Source organism: Streptomyces cacaoi (genome assembly GCF_006539165.1).
Classification (GTDB): domain Bacteria; phylum Actinomycetota; class Actinomycetes; order Streptomycetales; family Streptomycetaceae; genus Streptomyces; species Streptomyces cacaoi.
Genome location: NZ_BJMM01000080.1, coordinates 1 through 17,117 on the forward strand (window position 1 = coordinate 1; position 17,117 = coordinate 17,117).

13 protein-coding genes are annotated in these 17,117 nt (G+C 75.6%); 5 read left to right on the top strand and 8 right to left on the bottom strand.

The window, feature by feature from the left end:
• Positions 1 to 158 precede the first annotated feature (158 nt).
• Both SCA03_RS32810 and SCA03_RS32815 read right to left on the bottom strand, forming a co-directional pair.
• A complete protein-coding gene (locus SCA03_RS32810; protein ID WP_170223867.1) occupies positions 159 to 1,463 on the bottom strand; it encodes an FtsX-like permease family protein in 1,305 nt (434 codons plus the stop codon).
• Positions 1,460 to 2,347 carry an ABC transporter ATP-binding protein gene (locus SCA03_RS32815; protein WP_086815355.1) on the bottom strand — a complete coding sequence of 296 codons (888 nt, stop codon included), beginning with the start codon at positions 2,345 to 2,347 and terminating at the stop codon, positions 1,460 to 1,462. The genes SCA03_RS32810 and SCA03_RS32815 overlap by 4 nt, the downstream gene beginning before the upstream one ends.
• Positions 2,348 to 2,575: 228 nt before the next feature.
• Here SCA03_RS32815 and SCA03_RS32820 point away from each other — a divergent pair, with 228 nt between their 5' ends.
• Complete coding sequence (locus tag SCA03_RS32820) at positions 2,576 to 4,300, top strand: glycosyltransferase family 4 protein (protein WP_141275828.1); 1,725 nt, start codon at positions 2,576 to 2,578, stop codon at positions 4,298 to 4,300.
• A 411-nt stretch (positions 4,301 to 4,711) separates the two neighbouring features.
• On the top strand, positions 4,712 to 5,920 hold the full coding sequence (locus SCA03_RS32825) for a magnesium and cobalt transport protein CorA (protein ID WP_086818092.1): 1,209 nt from the start codon (positions 4,712 to 4,714) through the stop codon (positions 5,918 to 5,920).
• Positions 5,921 to 5,947: 27 nt separating this feature from the next.
• Here the strand turns inward: SCA03_RS32825 and SCA03_RS32830 are convergent, their stop codons facing one another.
• The 4 genes from SCA03_RS32830 to SCA03_RS32845 all read right to left on the bottom strand — a co-directional run bounded on the left by SCA03_RS32830 (position 5,948) and on the right by SCA03_RS32845 (position 12,792).
• On the bottom strand, positions 5,948 to 7,309 hold the full coding sequence (locus SCA03_RS32830; RefSeq protein WP_030880697.1) for an NAD(P)/FAD-dependent oxidoreductase: 1,362 nt from the start codon (positions 7,307 to 7,309) through the stop codon (positions 5,948 to 5,950).
• 188 nt (positions 7,310 to 7,497) lie between these two features.
• Complete coding sequence (locus SCA03_RS36920; protein ID WP_141275829.1) at positions 7,498 to 9,162, bottom strand: threonine/serine exporter family protein; 1,665 nt, start codon at positions 9,160 to 9,162, stop codon at positions 7,498 to 7,500.
• Between the two features lie 409 nt (positions 9,163 to 9,571).
• The gene (locus SCA03_RS32840; protein WP_086818233.1) at positions 9,572 to 11,650 is read right to left on the bottom strand and encodes a PhoX family protein; all 2,079 of its coding nucleotides are present in this window, start codon (positions 11,648 to 11,650) and stop codon (positions 9,572 to 9,574) included.
• 263 nt (positions 11,651 to 11,913) lie between these two features.
• Entirely contained in the window at positions 11,914 to 12,792 is an 879-nt protein-coding gene (locus tag SCA03_RS32845; RefSeq protein WP_086818234.1) for a helix-turn-helix transcriptional regulator, read from the bottom strand.
• Positions 12,793 to 13,003: 211 nt separating this feature from the next.
• Between SCA03_RS32845 and SCA03_RS32850 the strand changes: the two genes are divergently transcribed.
• Positions 13,004 to 13,834 (top strand): SDR family oxidoreductase, encoded by an 831-nt coding sequence (locus SCA03_RS32850; RefSeq protein WP_078874652.1) that lies wholly within the window; start codon positions 13,004 to 13,006, stop codon positions 13,832 to 13,834.
• Positions 13,835 to 13,959: 125 nt separating this feature from the next.
• Positions 13,960 to 14,175 carry a 4-oxalocrotonate tautomerase family protein gene (locus SCA03_RS32855; RefSeq protein WP_030880712.1) on the top strand — a complete coding sequence of 72 codons (216 nt, stop codon included), beginning with the start codon at positions 13,960 to 13,962 and terminating at the stop codon, positions 14,173 to 14,175.
• Between the two features lie 86 nt (positions 14,176 to 14,261).
• Here SCA03_RS32855 and SCA03_RS32860 read toward each other — a convergent pair whose 3' ends face one another.
• Positions 14,262 to 14,564, bottom strand: a complete 303-nt coding sequence (locus SCA03_RS32860) for a hypothetical protein (protein ID WP_230989067.1) — start codon at positions 14,562 to 14,564, stop codon at positions 14,262 to 14,264.
• Positions 14,565 to 15,181: 617 nt separating this feature from the next.
• Entirely contained in the window at positions 15,182 to 15,925 is a 744-nt protein-coding gene (locus SCA03_RS32865) for a TetR/AcrR family transcriptional regulator C-terminal domain-containing protein (RefSeq protein WP_230989068.1), read from the bottom strand.
• Positions 15,926 to 16,051: 126 nt separating this feature from the next.
• Here SCA03_RS32865 and SCA03_RS32870 point away from each other — a divergent pair.
• Positions 16,052 to 17,117: MFS transporter (locus tag SCA03_RS32870; protein WP_141275830.1), on the top strand; the 1,066-nt coding region annotated here is incomplete at its 3' end.

Genomic DNA, 17,117 nt, shown 5'->3' on the forward strand with positions numbered 1-17,117 from the left:
GGAGCTCAGAGCCCTGCTCTGAAGTAGGGCGAGCCAACCAGAAGAACCGCACAAGGCACGGCAACCAGCCAGAGGGAGGAGACGGAAAGACACCGCAAGACCAGGGCTCGAAGAGCAAGCCCAGCACGGCCGACAAGGCCAGGCAGAGGCAGACACTCTCAAGCACGCACCCCCACCCTCCGCAGATGCCTTACCAAGGGCAGCCCCACAGCCGGCAGGACGAGCCCGAGAACCCCCGCTCCGACCCCGAGCCAGACCCCACCCCCCAGCTCCCCGAGCGACACCCCGGCCACCTCGCCGAGGGACAGCCCGACGACAAGGGCGACAAGCGCCCCGGCCCCGCCCCCGGCAACCCCCACCAGCACGGCCTCGGCCAGGAACATCCGCACGATCTGCCCGGCCCCGGCCCCGACGGCCCACAGCAGAGCCACTTCCCGCCGCCGGGCGGCGGTGAGCATCACCAGCGTGTTGACGGCGACGCACGCGGCGAACGCGGCGTAGAGGACGGTGGCGAACAGGTCGACCCAGGGCGGATCGTCGGCGGCGGCCAGCGCGGCGAGCTTCACCAGCGTGAAGGCGACGACAAGCGCGACGGGCGTGACGGCCGGCGACAGCCGCCCGGCGCGGGCCCGCACACCGGCCCGCGCGAGTTCCCCGGCGGCGCCGTCCCCGACGATCCACCGCACCGCACCGGCGGCGGCGGTCACGCCCCGGACGAGGGCGGGCCCGGCGAGTGCCACGGCGACGAGGTAGGCGAGGAGGACGAGCGGCAGGTGTTCACCGGCGTCCTCGCGCGGCCCGGCAGCGGTCAGCGCGGTCAGCGCGCCCGCGCCGGCGCACGCGAGCACGGCGGCGACCCCGCGCAGCACCCGCCCGGCGGTGACGCCGCGCCGGGGCGCGGACGCCTCGCCGAGCGCGTCGGCGGGATGGGCGCGGGCGGCCCGGTGCGCGGCGAGCAGCCCCCCGAGCTGTGAGGTGACGACGAGCACGGCGGCGGCCACGAGCGCGGGCAGCGGTCCGACGGTCAGCCGTGGGCCGCCCGGCAGCAGGCCGTGCTCGGTCATGCCGTCCTGCCACACGTGGGCGAGGAGGACGCCGAGCCCGTAGCCGAGGGGCAGTGCGGGCAGCGCGGTCAGCAGTGCCTCGGTGGCGACCATGCGGCGGATCTGCCAGGGCATGGCGCCGACGGCCCGCAACACCGCGTTCTCCGTCGCCCGTTGGGCCACGGAGAGGGCCATGACCTGCCCGATCACAAAGATCGACAGATAGACGGTGACGACGGTGAACCCGGCGCCCATCGCCGTCGTCTGCTCCCGTGCCGCGCCGGGCGGCAGCCCGGAGGCGGTACGCAGGATCGCCACGGAGGCGGTGACGACCGTTGCGGAGAGGGTGAGCACGGTGAACACCCCGGCGAAGGCGGAGGGCCGGGCCCGTACGGAGGTTCTGGCCAGCCCGGTCGTCACAGCGCGACCTCCGCGGGAGGGGCGGGTACGGCCGCACCGGGCGCGGACCGGGGCCGGGCCCCGGCCCCGCTCAGGCTCCGCATCCGGTCCGCGATGACGTCGACGGGCCGCACGCCCGGGGCCCCGGTTCCGCCGTCCCCCCGTGGCACGGCGGAACCGGAGGCCGGTTCGAGACGGTCGACGAGGTGCCCGTCGGCCAGGAACAGGACGGTGTCGGCGCAGGCCGCGGCGGCCGGGTCGTGGGTGACCATCAGCACCGTCGCGCCCAGCCCGTCGACGGCGTCCCGCAGCAGCGCCAGCACGTCCTCGGCGGTGACCGGGTCGAGCGCGCCCGTCGGCTCGTCGGCACAGATCACCTCCGGCTCGGTCACCAACGCGCGGGCGAGCGCCACTCGTTGCTGCTGTCCGCCGGACAGTTCACCCGGTCTGCTGTGCAGACGGTCGGCGAGCCCGACCCGGTCGAGCGCCTCCCGGGCGCGGGGCCGCTCCCGGCGCGCGGGCCGCCCGGCCAGCCGCAGCGGCAGGAGCACGTTCTGCTCGGCGGTGAGCGAGGGCAGCAGATTGAACGACTGGAAGACGAAGCCGACGTGGGCGCGCCGCAGCCGGGTCAAAGCCCGGCGGCCCATGCGGGTCAGCTCCTGCCCGCCCAGCCGGACACTGCCCGCCGTGGGCCGGTCGAGGCCCGCCGCGCACTGGAGCAGGGTGCTCTTGCCGGACCCGGAGGGGCCCATCACCGCGGTGAAGCTGCCGGCCGACAGGCTCACGTCCACACCGCGCAGGGCGTGCACGGCGGACCTGCCGCGACCGTGCCGCCGCGTGACGGCCGTCATCCGCAGAGCTGCCGAGCGGCCGGGGCCCGGCTCACCGAAGTCGTCGTTCCACATGGCTGTCACGGTAGGGAGCAGCAGGTCGGACGGGTATGGAGCGAGCCCCCTGGTCCGGGGTTCGGATTTTCCGAACGCGCCGGAAGCGGGGTGGATCGCAGACCGCAGACCACCAGAAGGCCACGGCCCGGAAGGCGCCGGGCGGGCCGAGAGCGGGCCCGGATGTGGGTGGAGGCGGGAGCGCGGGGTACCCGGAGGCGGCACTGTCGCCGACCCCGGAAGGCGCCCATGCCCCGTCTCCCGTGGCAGCCCACCGCTTCGGCCCCCCGGCGCGGCCGGCACCCGCTGTCCGGCCCCCGACCGAACCCGCTGTCCGGCCCCCGGCAGGACCCGCTGTCCGGCCGGGGCCCCGCCGGCGCCGGAGCGAAGATCGTCTTCCTGCTGCACAACGCGTACGCCGTGGGCGGCACGGTCCGCACCACGCTCAATCTGGCCTCCGCGTTCGCGGACGCCGGGCACACGGTGGAGGTCGTCTCGCTCAACCGGCACCGGGCCGGGACGCGGTTCGCCTGGGATCCCCGGGTGCGGCTCGTACCGCTGGTGGATCTGCGGGACGGTGCCGCGGACCGCGAGCTGCCCGCGTTCGGCCGCCCGGCCCGGGACTTCCCGCGGGCCGACCGCCGGCACGCGCAGTACACGGCGCTGCACGACGCCCGGCTGCGCGGGTATCTGGAGGACAGCGACGCCGACGTGGTCATCGGCACCCGCCCGGGACTGAACGTCTGTCTGGCCCGCTTCGGACCGCGCCGCGCACTGCGTCTGGCGCAGGAGCACCTGCGCCTGGAGGCGCACAGCGCCTGGCTGCGCGCCGTGCTCGCCCGGCACTACCGGACGTTGGACGCGGTGGTGACGACGACGGAGGCGGACGCCGCGGTGTACCGGAGGCGGATGTGGCTGCCGGGGGTTCCGGTCCTGGCGGTGCCCAACATCGTCCCGGCTCCCGACCCGTCGCTGCTCCACCCCGGCCGGGAGACGGCGGCCGACGGCGCCGCCCGTGCCGGTGACGGCGGCGGAGGCGAAGGCCGCAGTGAAGGCGGCGACGGCGACGCCCCCTACATCGCCGCCGCCGGCCGACTCGTGCACGGCAAACGCTTCGACCTGCTCGTCGAGGCGTTCGCCCGGCTCGCCCCGCACCACCCGGAGTGGCAGCTGCGGATCTACGGCGGCGGCCCGGAGAAGGACCGGCTGCGCGAGCGGATCGCGGCGCACGGACTCACCGGCCGGGTGCGCCTGATGGGCACCCGCTCGCCGATGGAGGCGGAGTTCGCCCGCGCCGAGGTGGTGGCGAGCGCCTCGGACGCGGAGTCGTTCGGGATGACGCTGGTGGAGGCCATGCGCTGCGGCGTGCCGGTGGTCAGCACCGACTGCCCGCTGGGCCCGGCGGAGATCGTGCACGACGGTGTCGACGGGTTCCTCGTCCCGAAGGGCGACGCGGACGCGCTCGCCGGAGCGCTGACCCGGCTGATCGAACACCCGCGCCGGCGACGGGCGATGGGCCGCGCGGCGCTGGCGTCCGCGCGCCGGTACGACCCGGACCGCATCGTCGCGCGGTACGGCGAACTGTTCGCGCGGCTGCGCCGCACCCGCGGTGTGCGGGCCCTGTACCGCTCCCTGTCCGCCGCACCGGTGCGGCTGTGCCGGGCCCGGCCCGTCGTCCGGCCCCGGCTGCTCCGCCTCGCGGGCCGGGCCGTGCACACCGTGCGGGCCCGTGTCCCCGCCCGGGTACGCCACCGCGCCCGGGCCCGCGTCCCCGCACGCCTGCGCCCGTACGTGCGCGCGGGCCTACGGGCCCTGCACACCGCGAACACCGCCCCCGACGGCGGGACTTCGGCGGACGACGCCGAGCCCCGCGGTGAGCAGTCCGCACCGGGACGGGAGCCCCGCACGGCCGGGCCGGGGCCACACGCCGAGCGTGGACGGGGCGCGCACCTGCCCCGGGAGCGGTCGGCGTGAGGCAGCGGAAGCCGGAGCGGGACGGCGCGGCGTGCACGCAGGGCCGGGGAGCGACCTGACCGGCGGCGGCGTGGTGTCCAGGCCGGGGGAGGGGCCTGACCGGTGGCGGCGCGGTGTGCGGGGAACGAGGTGACGTGCGGTGAGGAAGCGGCCTCGGGCGGTTGGGGGGGCGGCTCGCGGTCGACCGGGGTTGACGCCGTCCCCCGGTTGAGGCCGCGGCCTCAACCATGCTGAAGGAGCAGGGCAGTTGAGGTGATCGGGGCCGCGCGGCGGGGTGCGGCGGGGGCGTGCGGGGCGGAACGAGGCATCCACCGGTCGTTTCGGGGAACGGTTGGGGTGTCCGTACGCTCCGCCGGGTGCGGGACCGCCGAGGTGGTCCGGCCGGCGGCACCGAGAGCTGGAGGAGACCGCATGGCGGCGGTTCCCGTGGTGCGCAGGCTGCGCAGAGTGGTGCGGCCCCGGCGCGCCCGTCCCGGAGTCGATCTCGCCCACCCCGCACGCTCCCCGCTGGGCACGTCCGTGGTGCGCTGCGTGGCCTACGACAGCGAGGGCACCCGGCTGCTGGACGAGTGCCCGCCGGCGGAGGCGCTGGCGAGCCTGCGCAAGCGCCGTGCCGCGCGGCAGCCGGCGGGCGCGGGCCGGGGCTCCGGCGCGGAGGGCGGGTACGGCGCGGACGGCTCAAGCGGCGGCTTCGTGTGGATCGGGCTGCACGAGCCGTCGGAGGAGGAGTTCGCCGGCATCACCGAGCTGTTCGGCCTGCATCCGCTGGCGGTGGAGAACGCCGTGGAGCCGCGGCAGCGGCCGAAGGCCGAGTGGTACGACGGCGAGGTGATGTACGCGGTCTTCAAGACGGTCCGCTACGTCGAGCACGAGCGGCTGACGGCGGCCAGCGAGGTGGTGGCCACCGGGGAGGTCGTCGTCTTCACCGGCCCCGACTTCGTGATCACCGTCCGGCACGGTGCGCACGGTTCGCTGGGCCCCGTGCGGGAGGGGCTGGAGGCCGATCCGGAGCGGCTGGCGCAGGGGCCCGCCGCCGTGCTGCACGCGGTCGCCGACCGGATCGTCGACGACTATCTGCTGGTCGCCGACGCGGTGCAGGACGACATCGACGCCCTGGAGAACTCCGTGTTCGCGCCCGGCGCCGAGCGTGCCCGGCCGGGGCTGCGCTCCTCCGCGGCGTCCGACACGGGGCGCGCCTACCGGCTGAAGCGGGAGCTGCTGGAGCTGAAGCGGGCCGCCGGTCCGCTGGGCCGGCCGCTGGAGCTGCTGTCGACGCGGCCGACCCGGCTGATCGCGCCGGAGATACGGAACTACTTCCGGGACGTGGCCGACCATCTCTCGCGCGTCAACGAGCAGATCGCCTCGTTCGACGCGCTGCTCGACTCGATCCTCCAGGCGCATCTCGCCCAGGTCTCCGCCGCCCAGAACGAGGGCATGCGGAAGATCAGCGCCTGGGTGGCGATCGTCGCCGTGCCGACGATGGTGTGCGGCGTGTACGGCATGAACTTCCGCCACATGCCGGAGCTGGGCTGGCGGTTCGGCTATCCGGCGGTGCTGGTCGTCATCGCCGTGGTGTGCGCGCTGATGTACCGCGCCTTCCGGCGCAACGGCTGGCTGTAGCGGGGCCGTTCACCGCGCCGGACGCTGTCAGCCGGCCAGGTGCCCGTTCTGCTCGGCGAGTTCGCGGGCGCGTTCCTGGGTGAGGTAGGCGTCGGTGGCCTCCATGTCCCGCAGGGTGCCGGGGCGGCGGGAGAGGAAGCCGGTGCGCAGGAAGTCGTCACCGGTGGCGGCGTTCAGACACCAGTTGGCGGCGGTGCGGAACTTCGCGGTCCCGGTGCGCAGCGCCATCAGGTGGTAGCCGCGGGCGACGGCCTGCGCCGGCAGCCCGGACAGTTCGTGGCCCAGCGGCCGGGCGACGGCGTCCGTGCCGCCCAGGTCGACGACGAGCCCCAGGTTCTTGTGCCGGAACGGGGTGCGCGGCATCCCGCGCAGCTCGGCGATGAGGTTGCGCGCCATGTGTTTGCCCTGCCGGGAGGCGTACTGGGCGGTGGGCGGGCAGACCGCGCCGTCGCCCTGGGTGAGGTCCGGCACCGCCGCCGCGTCACCGAGGCCGAAGACACCCGGCAGCCCGGGGACGCTCATGTCCGCGTTGACGACGAGCCGGCCCTTGACGGTGTCCACGTCCAGCATGCCGATCAGCGGGCTGGCGGCGACGCCCGCCGTCCAGATGAGGGTCCGCGAGGGCAGCACCCGGTTGTCGGTCAGTGTGATCCGGGTGGGTTCGGCCTTGGCGACGGAGACGCCCAGCGAGACGTCGGTGCCCCGGGCCCGCAGGATGTGCTGGGCGCGGCGGCCGAGCCGCTCCCCCAGCTCGGGCATCAGCTTGGGCGCGATGTCCAGCAGATGCCAGCGGATCAGCGCCGGGTCGAGCCGCGGGTACCGCTTGGCCGCCGCGTTGGTCAGCCGCTGGAGTTCGGCGACGGTCTCGGTGCCGGCGTAGCCGCCGCCGACGACGACGAACTGGAGCCGTTCCGCCTTCTCCTCCTCGTTGTTGCCGGCCGCCGCGAGGTCGAGCTGGGCGATGACGTGGTCGCGTACGTAGGCCGCCTCGGCGAGCGTCTTCATACCGCGGGCCTGCTCGTCGAGGCCGGGGATGTCGAAGCTGCGGGTGACGCTGCCGGGGGTGAGCACCAGCCGGTCGTAGCGCCGTTTGACCAGCTCGCCGCTGATCAACTGCACGACGCAGACGCGCTGTTCGGTGTCCACGCCGACGACCATGCCGGGGACGATGGAGGTGCGGTGCAGCAGTCTGCGCAGCGGCGGCGCGACCGACTGGGGAGTGAGCACACCGGCCGCGACCTGCGGGAGGAGCGGCAGGTACAGCTGGTAGCTGGCCGGGGTGACCAGCGTGATGTCCGCCTCGTACGGCTTGAGGCCGCGTTCCAGGCCCCGTGCGCACTCGACTCCGGCGAACCCGCCGCCGACGATCAGGATCTTGGTTCGTTCCATAGAGCTGCACCCGCAACGGTTGACGCCATCCGTACCGGCCGTCTCCGGCCGGACCCGGCTTCGTGCTCCCGCGCCTGATTCGACCGGTTCAGCTGCTTTTGCCCTTGTTCGGGAAAAAGCCTCGCACGGGCCCCGGCACGCCGCCACCGCGCCCGCCGCCCGCCCCCGGCCTGCTGAGCCCGCTCGTCCTACTCGTCCCGCTCACGCCGCTCACCCGGTTCACCCGGTTCCTGCGGATCGTCCCGCTCTTCCTGCGCCCCCGGGTGCTCCCCGTGCCGGTCGTCCGTGCCGTGCCGGTCGTCCGCGTCGGACGCCGGGGGTTCCGGTGCGGGGTCGGGCTCAGGAGCCGGCGGGGAGTCCGGCGCGGGCTCCGCCGGTGGCTCGGCGGCGGAGTTCCCCGACGGGCCCGGGCCCGACCCCGGTGTCTGCTCCGGTGCGGGCCCGGCGCCGGGGCCGGTACGCGAGCCGGGTCCCGGCACCGGCGACGGCGAGGCCAGCTCCAGCCGGGTGCGCTGGAGGAAGCCCGCGCCGACCAGCACGCCCAGCGCGATCGCGACGACCGTCACCACCGTGTTGACCAGCACCCACAGGCTGTTCGGATCGTGGTTGACCAGCAGGTCCGAGAAGCCCTTCAGCCCCGTCGAGCCCGGCACCAGCATCCAGAAGCACGGCAGGAACACGACCTGCTCCGGCACGGCCGAGCGGCGCCCCGCCCAGGACGCCAGCACCGGCAGCAGCGCGCCCGCCGCGAAGATGCCGAGCGAGGTGCTGTACGCCAGCGACCCCACCACCTGCACACCGCGCTCCACGAACAGCGCCACCAGCAGCCACGGCAGGGCACCGCGCGGCGCCGAGTGGTGCAGGATGAACCCGAGCCCGAGCAGCAGCACCCCGCACCAGGAAGCCCAGGAGCCGAACGCGTCCGGGACGGGGCCGTCGATCGGGTGAACGGGCACCAGCTCGGTCCCGGCGAGGATGCCGAACGCCAGCAGGAGCAGCACGTTCAGCGCCCCCGCGAGCCGTGCCACCCCGGACAGGACGGCGCCCGTCGCCAGCTCCACCGCTCCCATCGTCAGCGCGGCGCCCGGCAGGAACGAGATCAGCGGCGGCACGAACATCCGCGCCGCCGGCTCGCCCAGCAGGGGGCCGGCCCAGCGCAGCGCCAGGGCCGTCACCAGGACGGCGGCGACCACGGGCAGGGCCGTACGCAGCACCGGGAACCGCCGCGCGGCCAGCCGCAGCAGCCCGACGAGGACGCCCAGCACGGCGTACCCGGCCAGCGCGCTCGGCGAGGTGTGCAGCAGGGCACCGAGCCCCACCGTGAGCAGGGTGTGCCCGGCGACGGTCGTCAGCGGGCTGAACCGCACCGGAAGCTCCCGCTCCCGCTCCAGTTCGGCCCGCACCTCGGCGAACGGCAGCGCGCTCATCCGCATCCGCTCGACGAGCGCGTCCACCGCCTGCACCTGGTCGAGCCGCATCGTCGGCCCGGACACCGGTGCGAAGTCCAGCTCACCGCCGGTGCCGTCGGGCCCGCCGCCCGCCCGGACGAACAGGCCCGTGGGGACGATGAACGAGCGGGCGCGCACGCCGTAGCGCACCGCGATCTCCCGGATCCGGTCCTCGACGTCCGTCGTCCGCATACCGGCGCGGAGCATCTCGGCGCCGACGGCGCACAGCAGGGCGGCCAGCTCGGCGACCCACTGGCGCTGCTCGTCCTCGTCCGCGGGCGGCACCGTGACGGTGCCCGACCGCCGCCGCCACGGTGGGCGGCGGCGCAGCAGGGGCGGGCGGGGGTGGTGGGCCGCGCCCAGTGCGGTGGAGCCCAGCCGGTGCCGGTGGTGCGGGGCGGTCACGACAGCCGCCCCGCACCCGCACCGGTCACCTCCGCACCGACCACGCCTCAACCGTCGGCACGCCCCACCGCCCCCGCAACCGCGCCGCCCCCACCCGCGGGAGGCGAGCGGCGGAGGGCGGGTGACCCGCCCCGGCCGCGGCGGGCGTACGCGCGTGGCGCACCTGGCGGGCGTCGCGAGCCGGGCGTACGCACATCAGCGGGCCACCGGGCCGGGCGTACGCGCGTCAGCGGGCCACCGCGCCGGGCGTACGCGCGTCAGCGGGCCACCGCGCCGGACGTGCACACACGCCACCGGGCCGGACGGGTCGCCCGAGCCGGACGTGTGCCCGCCGGCGAGCCACCGGCCGGGCAGGCCGGAGCCGGAAAGGCCGGGGCTGCCAGGGGTCCGGCTTCGGCGGCGCCCAGGGTCAGCGGCCGATGCGGCCGCCGTCCTCGGGCCAGGCCGCGACCACGGCGGGCCGCACATACCGGCCGGGTCCGTCCGGCCAGGAGGACGCCGGCTTCTCGACGCTCGCCCCGTCGACCTCACCGGGGTGCTGCACGGCGACCAGCACCCGCCGCTCCTGGACGACGGGCCCGCAGGTCTCGGCCCCCCGCGGAACCGTCAGGAACTGCCGCACCCGGCCCCGCTGCGGCCCGGCGGTGGCCACCCCGAACAGGCCGTCGTGGGAGCCGAGTTCGTTGCCGTCGGTGGAGATCCACAGGTTGCCGTAGTCGTCGAAGGCGACGTTGTCGGGGCAGGAGATCGGACTGACCTGGTCCTTGGGGAAGCCGCCGAAGTAGGTGCCCGGGTCCTCGGGGTCCCCGCACACGAGGAACAGCCGCCAGTCGAAGCGCCGCCCGGCCGGGTCGTCGCCGCGCTCGGCGAACTCCAGCACCTGGCCGTGCTTGTTGGCGTTGCGCGGATTGGCCTCGTCGGGCCCGGCCTTGCCGTCCTTGCCGCGGTCGGTGTTGTTGGTGAGCGCGACGTACACACGGCCGGTGCGCGGGCTCGGCTCGACGTCCTCGGGCCGGTCCATCTTGGTCGCACCGGCCTTGTCGGCGGCGAGCCGGGTGAAGACGTAGACCTCCTCGGCGCTCATGCCGTCCACGAAGGAACGGTCACCGCTCGCGAGCGGGATCCAGCGCCCGGTGCCGTCGAACTCGCCGTCCTCGGGCAGCGTTCCCTCGCCGTCGATCTCCTCGGCGGGGCTGTTGCCGCTGAGCCGGGCGACGTACAGGGTGCCCTCGTCGAGCAGCGACAGATTGTGCCGACGCACCTCGGCGCCGGTGCCGCGCCGCATCCGCTTGCTGGAGACGAACTTGTAGAAGTAGTCGAAGCGTTCGTCGTCGCCCATGTAGACGACGGCCCGGCCGTCGCGGGTCAGCCGCGGCTGCGCCGCCTCGTGCTTGAAGCGGCCCAGCGCGGTGTGCTTGCGGGGCGTGGACTCGGGGTCGTACGGGTCGATCTCCACGACCCAGCCGAACCTGTTGGCCTCGTTCGGCTCCTTGCCCAGGTCGAAGCGGGCATCGAACCGCTCCCAGCGGCGCTCGCTCGCGCCGTCGGTGAAGCCGTACCGCTTGAGCGCCGCCGCGGCCCGGGCGTCGGTGACCTGCTGCGCGTTGGCGAAGTACTGGTTGTAGTTCTCCTCGCCGGACAGCACGGTGCCCCACGGGGTGGTGCCGCCCGCGCAGTTGGCGAGCGTGCCGCGCACCCGCCGGCCGTCCGGATCGGCCGAGGTGCGCAGCGGTGCGCTCCCGGCGGCCGGGCCGGTCAGCTCGAACTCGGTGGTGGCGGTGATACGCCGGTTGAGCCGGTGGCGCGGCACGGCACGCAGCGCGCCCGTCCGCTGCTCCTCACGCACCACGACGACGGACATGCCGTGCGCGGCCCACGCGATCTCCACCTGCTCCCGGGTGGGCGCCTCGGGGTCGTACCCGGCGAACATCAACTCCTCGTTCGTGTACTCGTGGTTGGCCACGAGCAGCTGCCGGTGCCGCTCCGAGTGCAGCGGCAGCAGCGACAGGAAGTCGTTGTTGTACCCGAACTGCCCGGCCTGCGCCCGCGCGCTCTGCCGTGCCGGGTCGAAGTCGGGCGCACCGCGCAGGATCGGCTCGCCCCAGCGGATGACGATGTTCTGCCCGTAACCCTCCGGGACGGTCACCGCGTCCGCGGTGTTCGGCTCGACGGGCGTGAACCGCAGCCCCTTGGCGGGCTTGCCGGACCCGTGGCCGTGGCCGTGGCCCGCGACTGTGGCCTCCCGGGCGGCGGCGTCCTCCGCGCCGGGCCCGGCCAGACCGGCACCGACGGCGGCCGTCGCACCCACGACGGCACCGGCCCGCAGCACCGAACGGCGGGAGAGCGCCCGGGAAATGACGTCACCGACGTACTCGTTGCCGCTGGTGTTGGGCACCTCGTGGAAACAGGCGTCACCGCACCGGTAGCGGCACGTCATCGCGGCTCTTCCGCCCGGGTGCGAGGGGAGCAGCGGCAGGGGTTTCGGCATCTTTCATCCTCCGGTCCGGACTGTGTGCGCGCCGCGACGCTAGGGCCGCAGCAACGCCGCAGAGCAGACCGCCGGTGAACGCCACGTGAACCCCCGCACGAACCGGCCCCGGAAGCCGCCGTACCGGTTCACGGAAAGCGGTACCGGTTCGAGGAAAGCCGTACCGGTTCACGGAAAGCAGTACCGGTTCGCGGACGGCAGTACCGGTTCGCGGACGGCAGTACCGGTTCACGGAATGGGGACCCGGCTCCCTCCCGGGCGGGTCAGCCCGAGCGGATGGGCAGCCCTTCGTCCCCGCCGGTGCCGGGCATCTCCTGCACGCCGACGACGGACAGCAGCTCCAGCTGCGCGGCGCCCTCGCTGCCGGGCGGGGCGGCGAACCACAGGAGCCGCTGCCGCCCGTCCTCGCTGAACAGGCTGTGGCAGTCCAGCTCGATGACGCCCAGCGCGGGGTGGACGATGCGCTTGTGGTCGGCGCGCCGCAGGGCGACGTCGTGGGTGTCCCACAGCCGGGCGAACTCCTCGCTGCGGCGCCGCAGCCCGGCCACCATCCGGGCCACCTCGCTGTCCCGCCCGCGCCGGGCGGCAACCGCCTGGAGGTCGGCGACGAACACCCGCGAGTGGTGCGGGTGGTCCTCGGCCGGATACAGCTCCCGGGCCCGGGGGTCGGTGAACCAGCGGTGGATGAGGCTCGCCTCGGGGCCGCGCAGCGCCGGCGCCCGGCCGACCAGCGCGGCGGCCAGCGGGTTCTGCACCAGGACCTCGTGCAGATCGGTGATGACCTGCGCGGGAGTGGTGGTGAGCTGATCCAGCAGGCCGAGCAGCCCGGGCTCGACGTGCGCGCCCGGGCCGTGCGCCGCCGGGGGCAGCGGCCGGTCGGCGAGGTGGAACAGATGGTCGCGCTCGTCGCCGTCGAGCCGCAGCGCACGGGCGAGCGCGGCGAGGACCTGCGCGGAGGGCTGCGCACCGCGTCCGCGTTCGAGCTCCGTGTAGTAGTCGGCGGACAGCCCGGCCAGCTGCGCGACCTCCTCACGCCGCAGGCCGGGCACGCGGCGGCGGGGCCCGGCGGACAGACCGACGTCGGCCGGGCGGACCCGGTCGCGCCGGGACCGGAGGAATGCGGCGAGTGCGGAGTGGTTCACCGCTCCATCGTCGCGCGCGGCCCCGGCGCGAGCCAGGGGTCGGCGACCCCAGGGTGGGCGCAGCCCTGGCCGGTCCGTGCGCGCCGCCGCAGGGTGGAACCACCGCCGGGCGGCAGCAGGCACCGCACCGACCGCCCCACGGCACCACCGGCACAGCCGTCCCCTTGCCGTCCTCTCGTCGTCCTCTCGTCGTCCTCACCAGGAGTGCCCCATGTCTGTTCGGAAAGCCACGGACCCGGCCCCGCGGACCGCGGAGTCCACCCACCGCGCCCCGGCCCCGGGGGCGGAGCCCGCCGCCGACGGCGCCCCGGCCGCCGGCCGCGTGGCCGTCGTCACGGGCGGTTCGCGCGGTATCGGCCGCGCGGCGGTGAGCCGGCTGGCGGCGGACGGGTTCGCCGTCGTGGTCGGTTACGCGGGCAACCGTGCGACGGCCGAGGCCGCGGCGGGCGAGATCACCGCCGCCGGTGGCCGTGCGGTCGCCGTACGGGCCGATGTCGCCGACGAGGAGCAGGCCGCGGCCCTGTTCACCACGGCCGAGCAGGAGTTCGGCGGGGTGGACGTGGTCGTCCACGCGGCGGGACGCATGTCCCTGGCCCCGGTCGCCGAACTCGACCTGGCCGAGCTGGACGCCATGCACCGCACCAACATCCGCGGCACCTTCGTCGTCGCCCAGCAGGCCGCCCGCAGGCTCCGCGCCGGCGGCTCCCTGGTCACGTTCTCCACCTCGGTGGTGGGCCTGGCCTTCCCCGGCTACGCCGCGTACAGCGCCAGCAAGGGGGCCGTCGAGGCGCTCACGCTGATCCTCGCCCGCGAGCTGCGCGGCCGGGACGTCACCGTCAACACCGTCGCGCCGGGCCCCACGGCCACCGACCTGTTCCTGGAGGGCAAGGACGAGGAGACCATCGCCCGGCTGGCGGCCCAGCCCCCGCTGGAGCGGCTCGGCTCCCCCGAGGACATCGCGGAGGTCGTCGCCTTCCTCGCCTCACCCGCCGGCCACTGGGTCAACGGCCAGGTCGTCCGCGCCAACGGCGGCATCGTCTGACGACTCCCCGCCCCACGCGCCCGCCCCCCGAGTTTCCCGAACTCCCCTGCACGTCCCCGCACTTGCTCGCACTCACCCGCACCCGCCGCATCCCGGCTCCGTCCCGATCCCGGAAGGAAAACGTCATGCCGTTCGCGAACTTCAAGGTCCCCGAGGGAAGCCTCGACGAGAAGCAGAAGGAGGAGATCGTCACCCGCGCCACCGAGCTGTACGTCGACATCTACGGCGAGCGGGCCCGCGCCACCACCATGGTGCTGGTCGAGGAGGTCCCCGACGGCGGCTGGGGCATCGGCGGCTCCGTCCTGACCCTCGCCATGCTCCAGCAGCCGCCCGGGAGCTGACGCCCCGCCGGGTGGCGGCGGACCGGACGCGGCCCGGTCCGCCGCCACCGCACGACGGCCCCGAAGGAGCGGCGCGGCGGGCGGGTTCAGCCGCCCGCCGGGGAGCCCCCGGACTCCGGCCCGGACACGGCCTCGGCCTCCGCCCGCTCCAGCTCCTCGGCCCGCGCCAGCTCCCGCGGCACCTCGGCACCCGCCTCGGCCCGGCGCAGCACCTCGTCCAGCCAGCCGGGGGCGAGCGACGTGGCGGCGTACTCGCGGGCGCAGGGCAGGCAGGCATAGGCGCTGCCGCCGGGCCCCGAGCCCGTCTCGATGATCGCGATCAGAGCCCGGTGCGCCGCCCGCTGCCCACAGCGGCAGCACGTTCCGGGGTTGGGTCCTCCAGGGTCCACGGGCCTCCTTCGCGGTCGCGGCCGTCGGTCGTCGGTCGTCCCCACATTGGACACGAACCGCACGCGGCCGACCGCCATCCCTCCCACGGACGGATGGAACCGCGTCCGGGTTCCCTCCCGGGCCGCCGCACCGCACGAGGGCCCACCGGGAAGCCTGCCGACCCCCCGTGTCCGTTGCCCCCCTCTTGTTGCACGGTTCTCCGCCCGCAAACGCCCATTTGGGCACCACATGCGATCAACTCGGCTGCCGGGCGCCCTGGGTCCCCTTCCGAGAGCGGCTTGAAACCTCCGACACCGATACGCTCACCAGGGCTAACGGTGCCGCGAGCGCGCCCTTGACGTTCTCCGCCCGGGCCCCGGTGGCCGGCACGGAGCACACCCCCGTCGCACTCCGCACCGGCTCCCCCGGCCCCGCCCTTGACGCTACGGACGCGCCGACGCCGCGCCCATGGCCGTAGCCCGCATCCCCGTGGTGGCCCCCGCACCACCCCTGCCGCGCCTCAACACCCGCTGCCCGCCCGGCACCCGGCCCGGCGCGCGGCACCTCGGCGGCGGCCCGGCCCACGGACCCGGCCCACGGACCGGGCCCACGGCCGGGGCACGGCCCGTCCGCCGGTTCAGTCCCCGGCGCGGGAGCCGGCCAGCCCGGCGAGCAGGAAGTCCCGGCCGCGCACGTAGTGGCCCTCCCAGTCGGTACGCAGGGAGGGCGGGTGCGCGGCGAGGGTGGGATGCGCCTCGGCCGAGCCGTTCAGCCGCGCGAGCAGCGCGCGCCGCCCGGCCGTCTCGTCACGTGCGTCCCCGTGCCGCCAGGCGGCCTCGGCGGAGACGGTGCCGATCACGTAGTTGGCGATCGCGCCGGCCGCCGCCGACAGATCGTCGCCCCGGAATCCGGCGCCGACCAGCGCGGCGTACACGAACTCCGAGCGCGCCAGGGCGTTCGGGCCGAGCAGCGGCCGGCTGCCGGCCAGCGCACCGGACCAGGGGTGCCGCAGCAGGGCGGTGCGCAGCCCGTCCATGAAGGCGGTGACATCGGCCCGCCAGTCGCCGGCGGCCCGCGCGGGCAGCGTGACCTCGCCGAAGACCGCGTCCAGCGCCAGATCCAGCAGGTCGTCCCGGTGTGCGACGTGCCAGTACAGGCTCGTGGCGTGCACGCCGAGCGCCTCGGCGAGCTTGCGCATCGTCAGCCCGGCCGTACCCCGCTCGTCGAGGAGGGCGACCGAGGCCGCCACGATCCGCTCGCGGTCCAGCGCGGGCTGCGCCGCGCCGCCTCCGGCCGACGGGGGGCGCGGCGCGCGCAGCCACACCCCTCCGGGCATCGCGGAGGCCGCACCGTCACTGCCGGGCGCACGTTTCGGGCTCATGGCTCCCCAGCGTATCCACCGTTCCACGGCGGCCACTTGGCCCCGCCGAGCGACTCCCCTACAGTGTGGGACCGCTGGTCCTACACCGTAGGACTTCCCGGCCTCCACGACGAAGGGCAGCCCGGCATGACGACAGCGAGCGACGGGGAAGGCGGCCGGAAGAACGGCGGGAGGAACGACCGGGCGAGCAGGCAGCAGACGGCGGAAGCGGAGCGTGCGGCGGATCCGCAGCGGTGGCGGGTGCTGACCGCGCTCTGCGGGGCCCTGCTGGTCCTCGTGCTGGACAACACCGTCCTGAACGTGGCCCTGCCGTCCCTCGCGGCGGACTTCTCCGCACCGCCCGCACTCCAGCAGGCCGTGCTCGACGCCTACGTCGTCCTCTTCGCCGGGCTGCTGCTGCCGGCCGGCGCCGTCGCCGACCGCTGGGGCAGACGGCGCGCCCTGCTGACCGGCACGGCCGTGCTGGCCGTGGCCTCGGCCGCCGCCGCGGCGGCGTGGTCGGTGTGGTGGCTGGTCGCGATGCGCGCGGTGATGGGCGCGGGCGCCGCGCTGGTGATGCCCGCCACGCTGGCCGTGATCGTCCAGGTGTTCCCCGCGCACGAGCGTCCGCGTGCCTTCGCCGTCTGGGCCGCGGTCGCCTCCGGTGGCATGGCCGTCGGGCCGGTGCTCGGCGGCGCCCTGGTGACGGCCTGGAGCTGGGCCGGGGTGTTCCTGGTGAACGTGCCCGTGCTCGCCGTCGCCGCGTTCGCCGTCGTCCGGCTGGTGCCCGAGTCCCGCGACCCGCGGGCCCGGCCGGTCGACGGGCCGGGCGCCGCACTGGTGACGCTCGGCATGACCGCGCTGACCTGGACGGTGATCCGGGCCGGCGAGGGCGGCGCGGGCGCGCGGACAGCGGCCGGGGCGGCCCTCGCCGTCGCCGCGCTGACCGCCTTCGCCCGCCGGCAGCGCCGACTGGCCGACCCCCTCGTGGACTTCACGCTCTACCGCGACGCCCGCTTCGCCGGCGGCAGCGCCGCCGCGAGCCTGCTCACCCTCGGCACCGGCAGCGCCCTGTATCTGCTGGCCGGCTGTCTCCAGCGGGTACGGGGACTGAGCGCGCTGGAGGCGGGCGCCGCGATCGTGCCGCTGGCCGCGGGGATCGTGCTGGGCTCCGCCGCCGGCGGGCGCGGCCACGCCCGGCTCGGCGCCCGCC

Bases quoted from the DNA above. Each gene is read 5' to 3' on its own strand.
- SCA03_RS32815 (WP_086815355.1), bottom strand. From the start codon at position 2,347: ATGTGGAACGACGACTTCGGTGAGCCGGGCCCCGGCCGCTCGGCAGCT.
- SCA03_RS32820 (WP_141275828.1), top strand. From the start codon at position 2,576: ATGCCCCGTCTCCCGTGGCAGCCCACCGCTTCGGCCCCCCGGCGCGGC.
- SCA03_RS32825 (WP_086818092.1), top strand. From the start codon at position 4,712: ATGGCGGCGGTTCCCGTGGTGCGCAGGCTGCGCAGAGTGGTGCGGCCC.
- SCA03_RS32830 (WP_030880697.1), bottom strand. From the start codon at position 7,309: ATGGAACGAACCAAGATCCTGATCGTCGGCGGCGGGTTCGCCGGAGTC.
- SCA03_RS32840 (WP_086818233.1), bottom strand. From the start codon at position 11,650: ATGCCGAAACCCCTGCCGCTGCTCCCCTCGCACCCGGGCGGAAGAGCC.
- SCA03_RS32850 (WP_078874652.1), top strand. From the start codon at position 13,004: ATGTCTGTTCGGAAAGCCACGGACCCGGCCCCGCGGACCGCGGAGTCC.
- SCA03_RS32855 (WP_030880712.1), top strand. From the start codon at position 13,960: ATGCCGTTCGCGAACTTCAAGGTCCCCGAGGGAAGCCTCGACGAGAAG.
- SCA03_RS32865 (WP_230989068.1), bottom strand. From the start codon at position 15,925: ATGAGCCCGAAACGTGCGCCCGGCAGTGACGGTGCGGCCTCCGCGATG.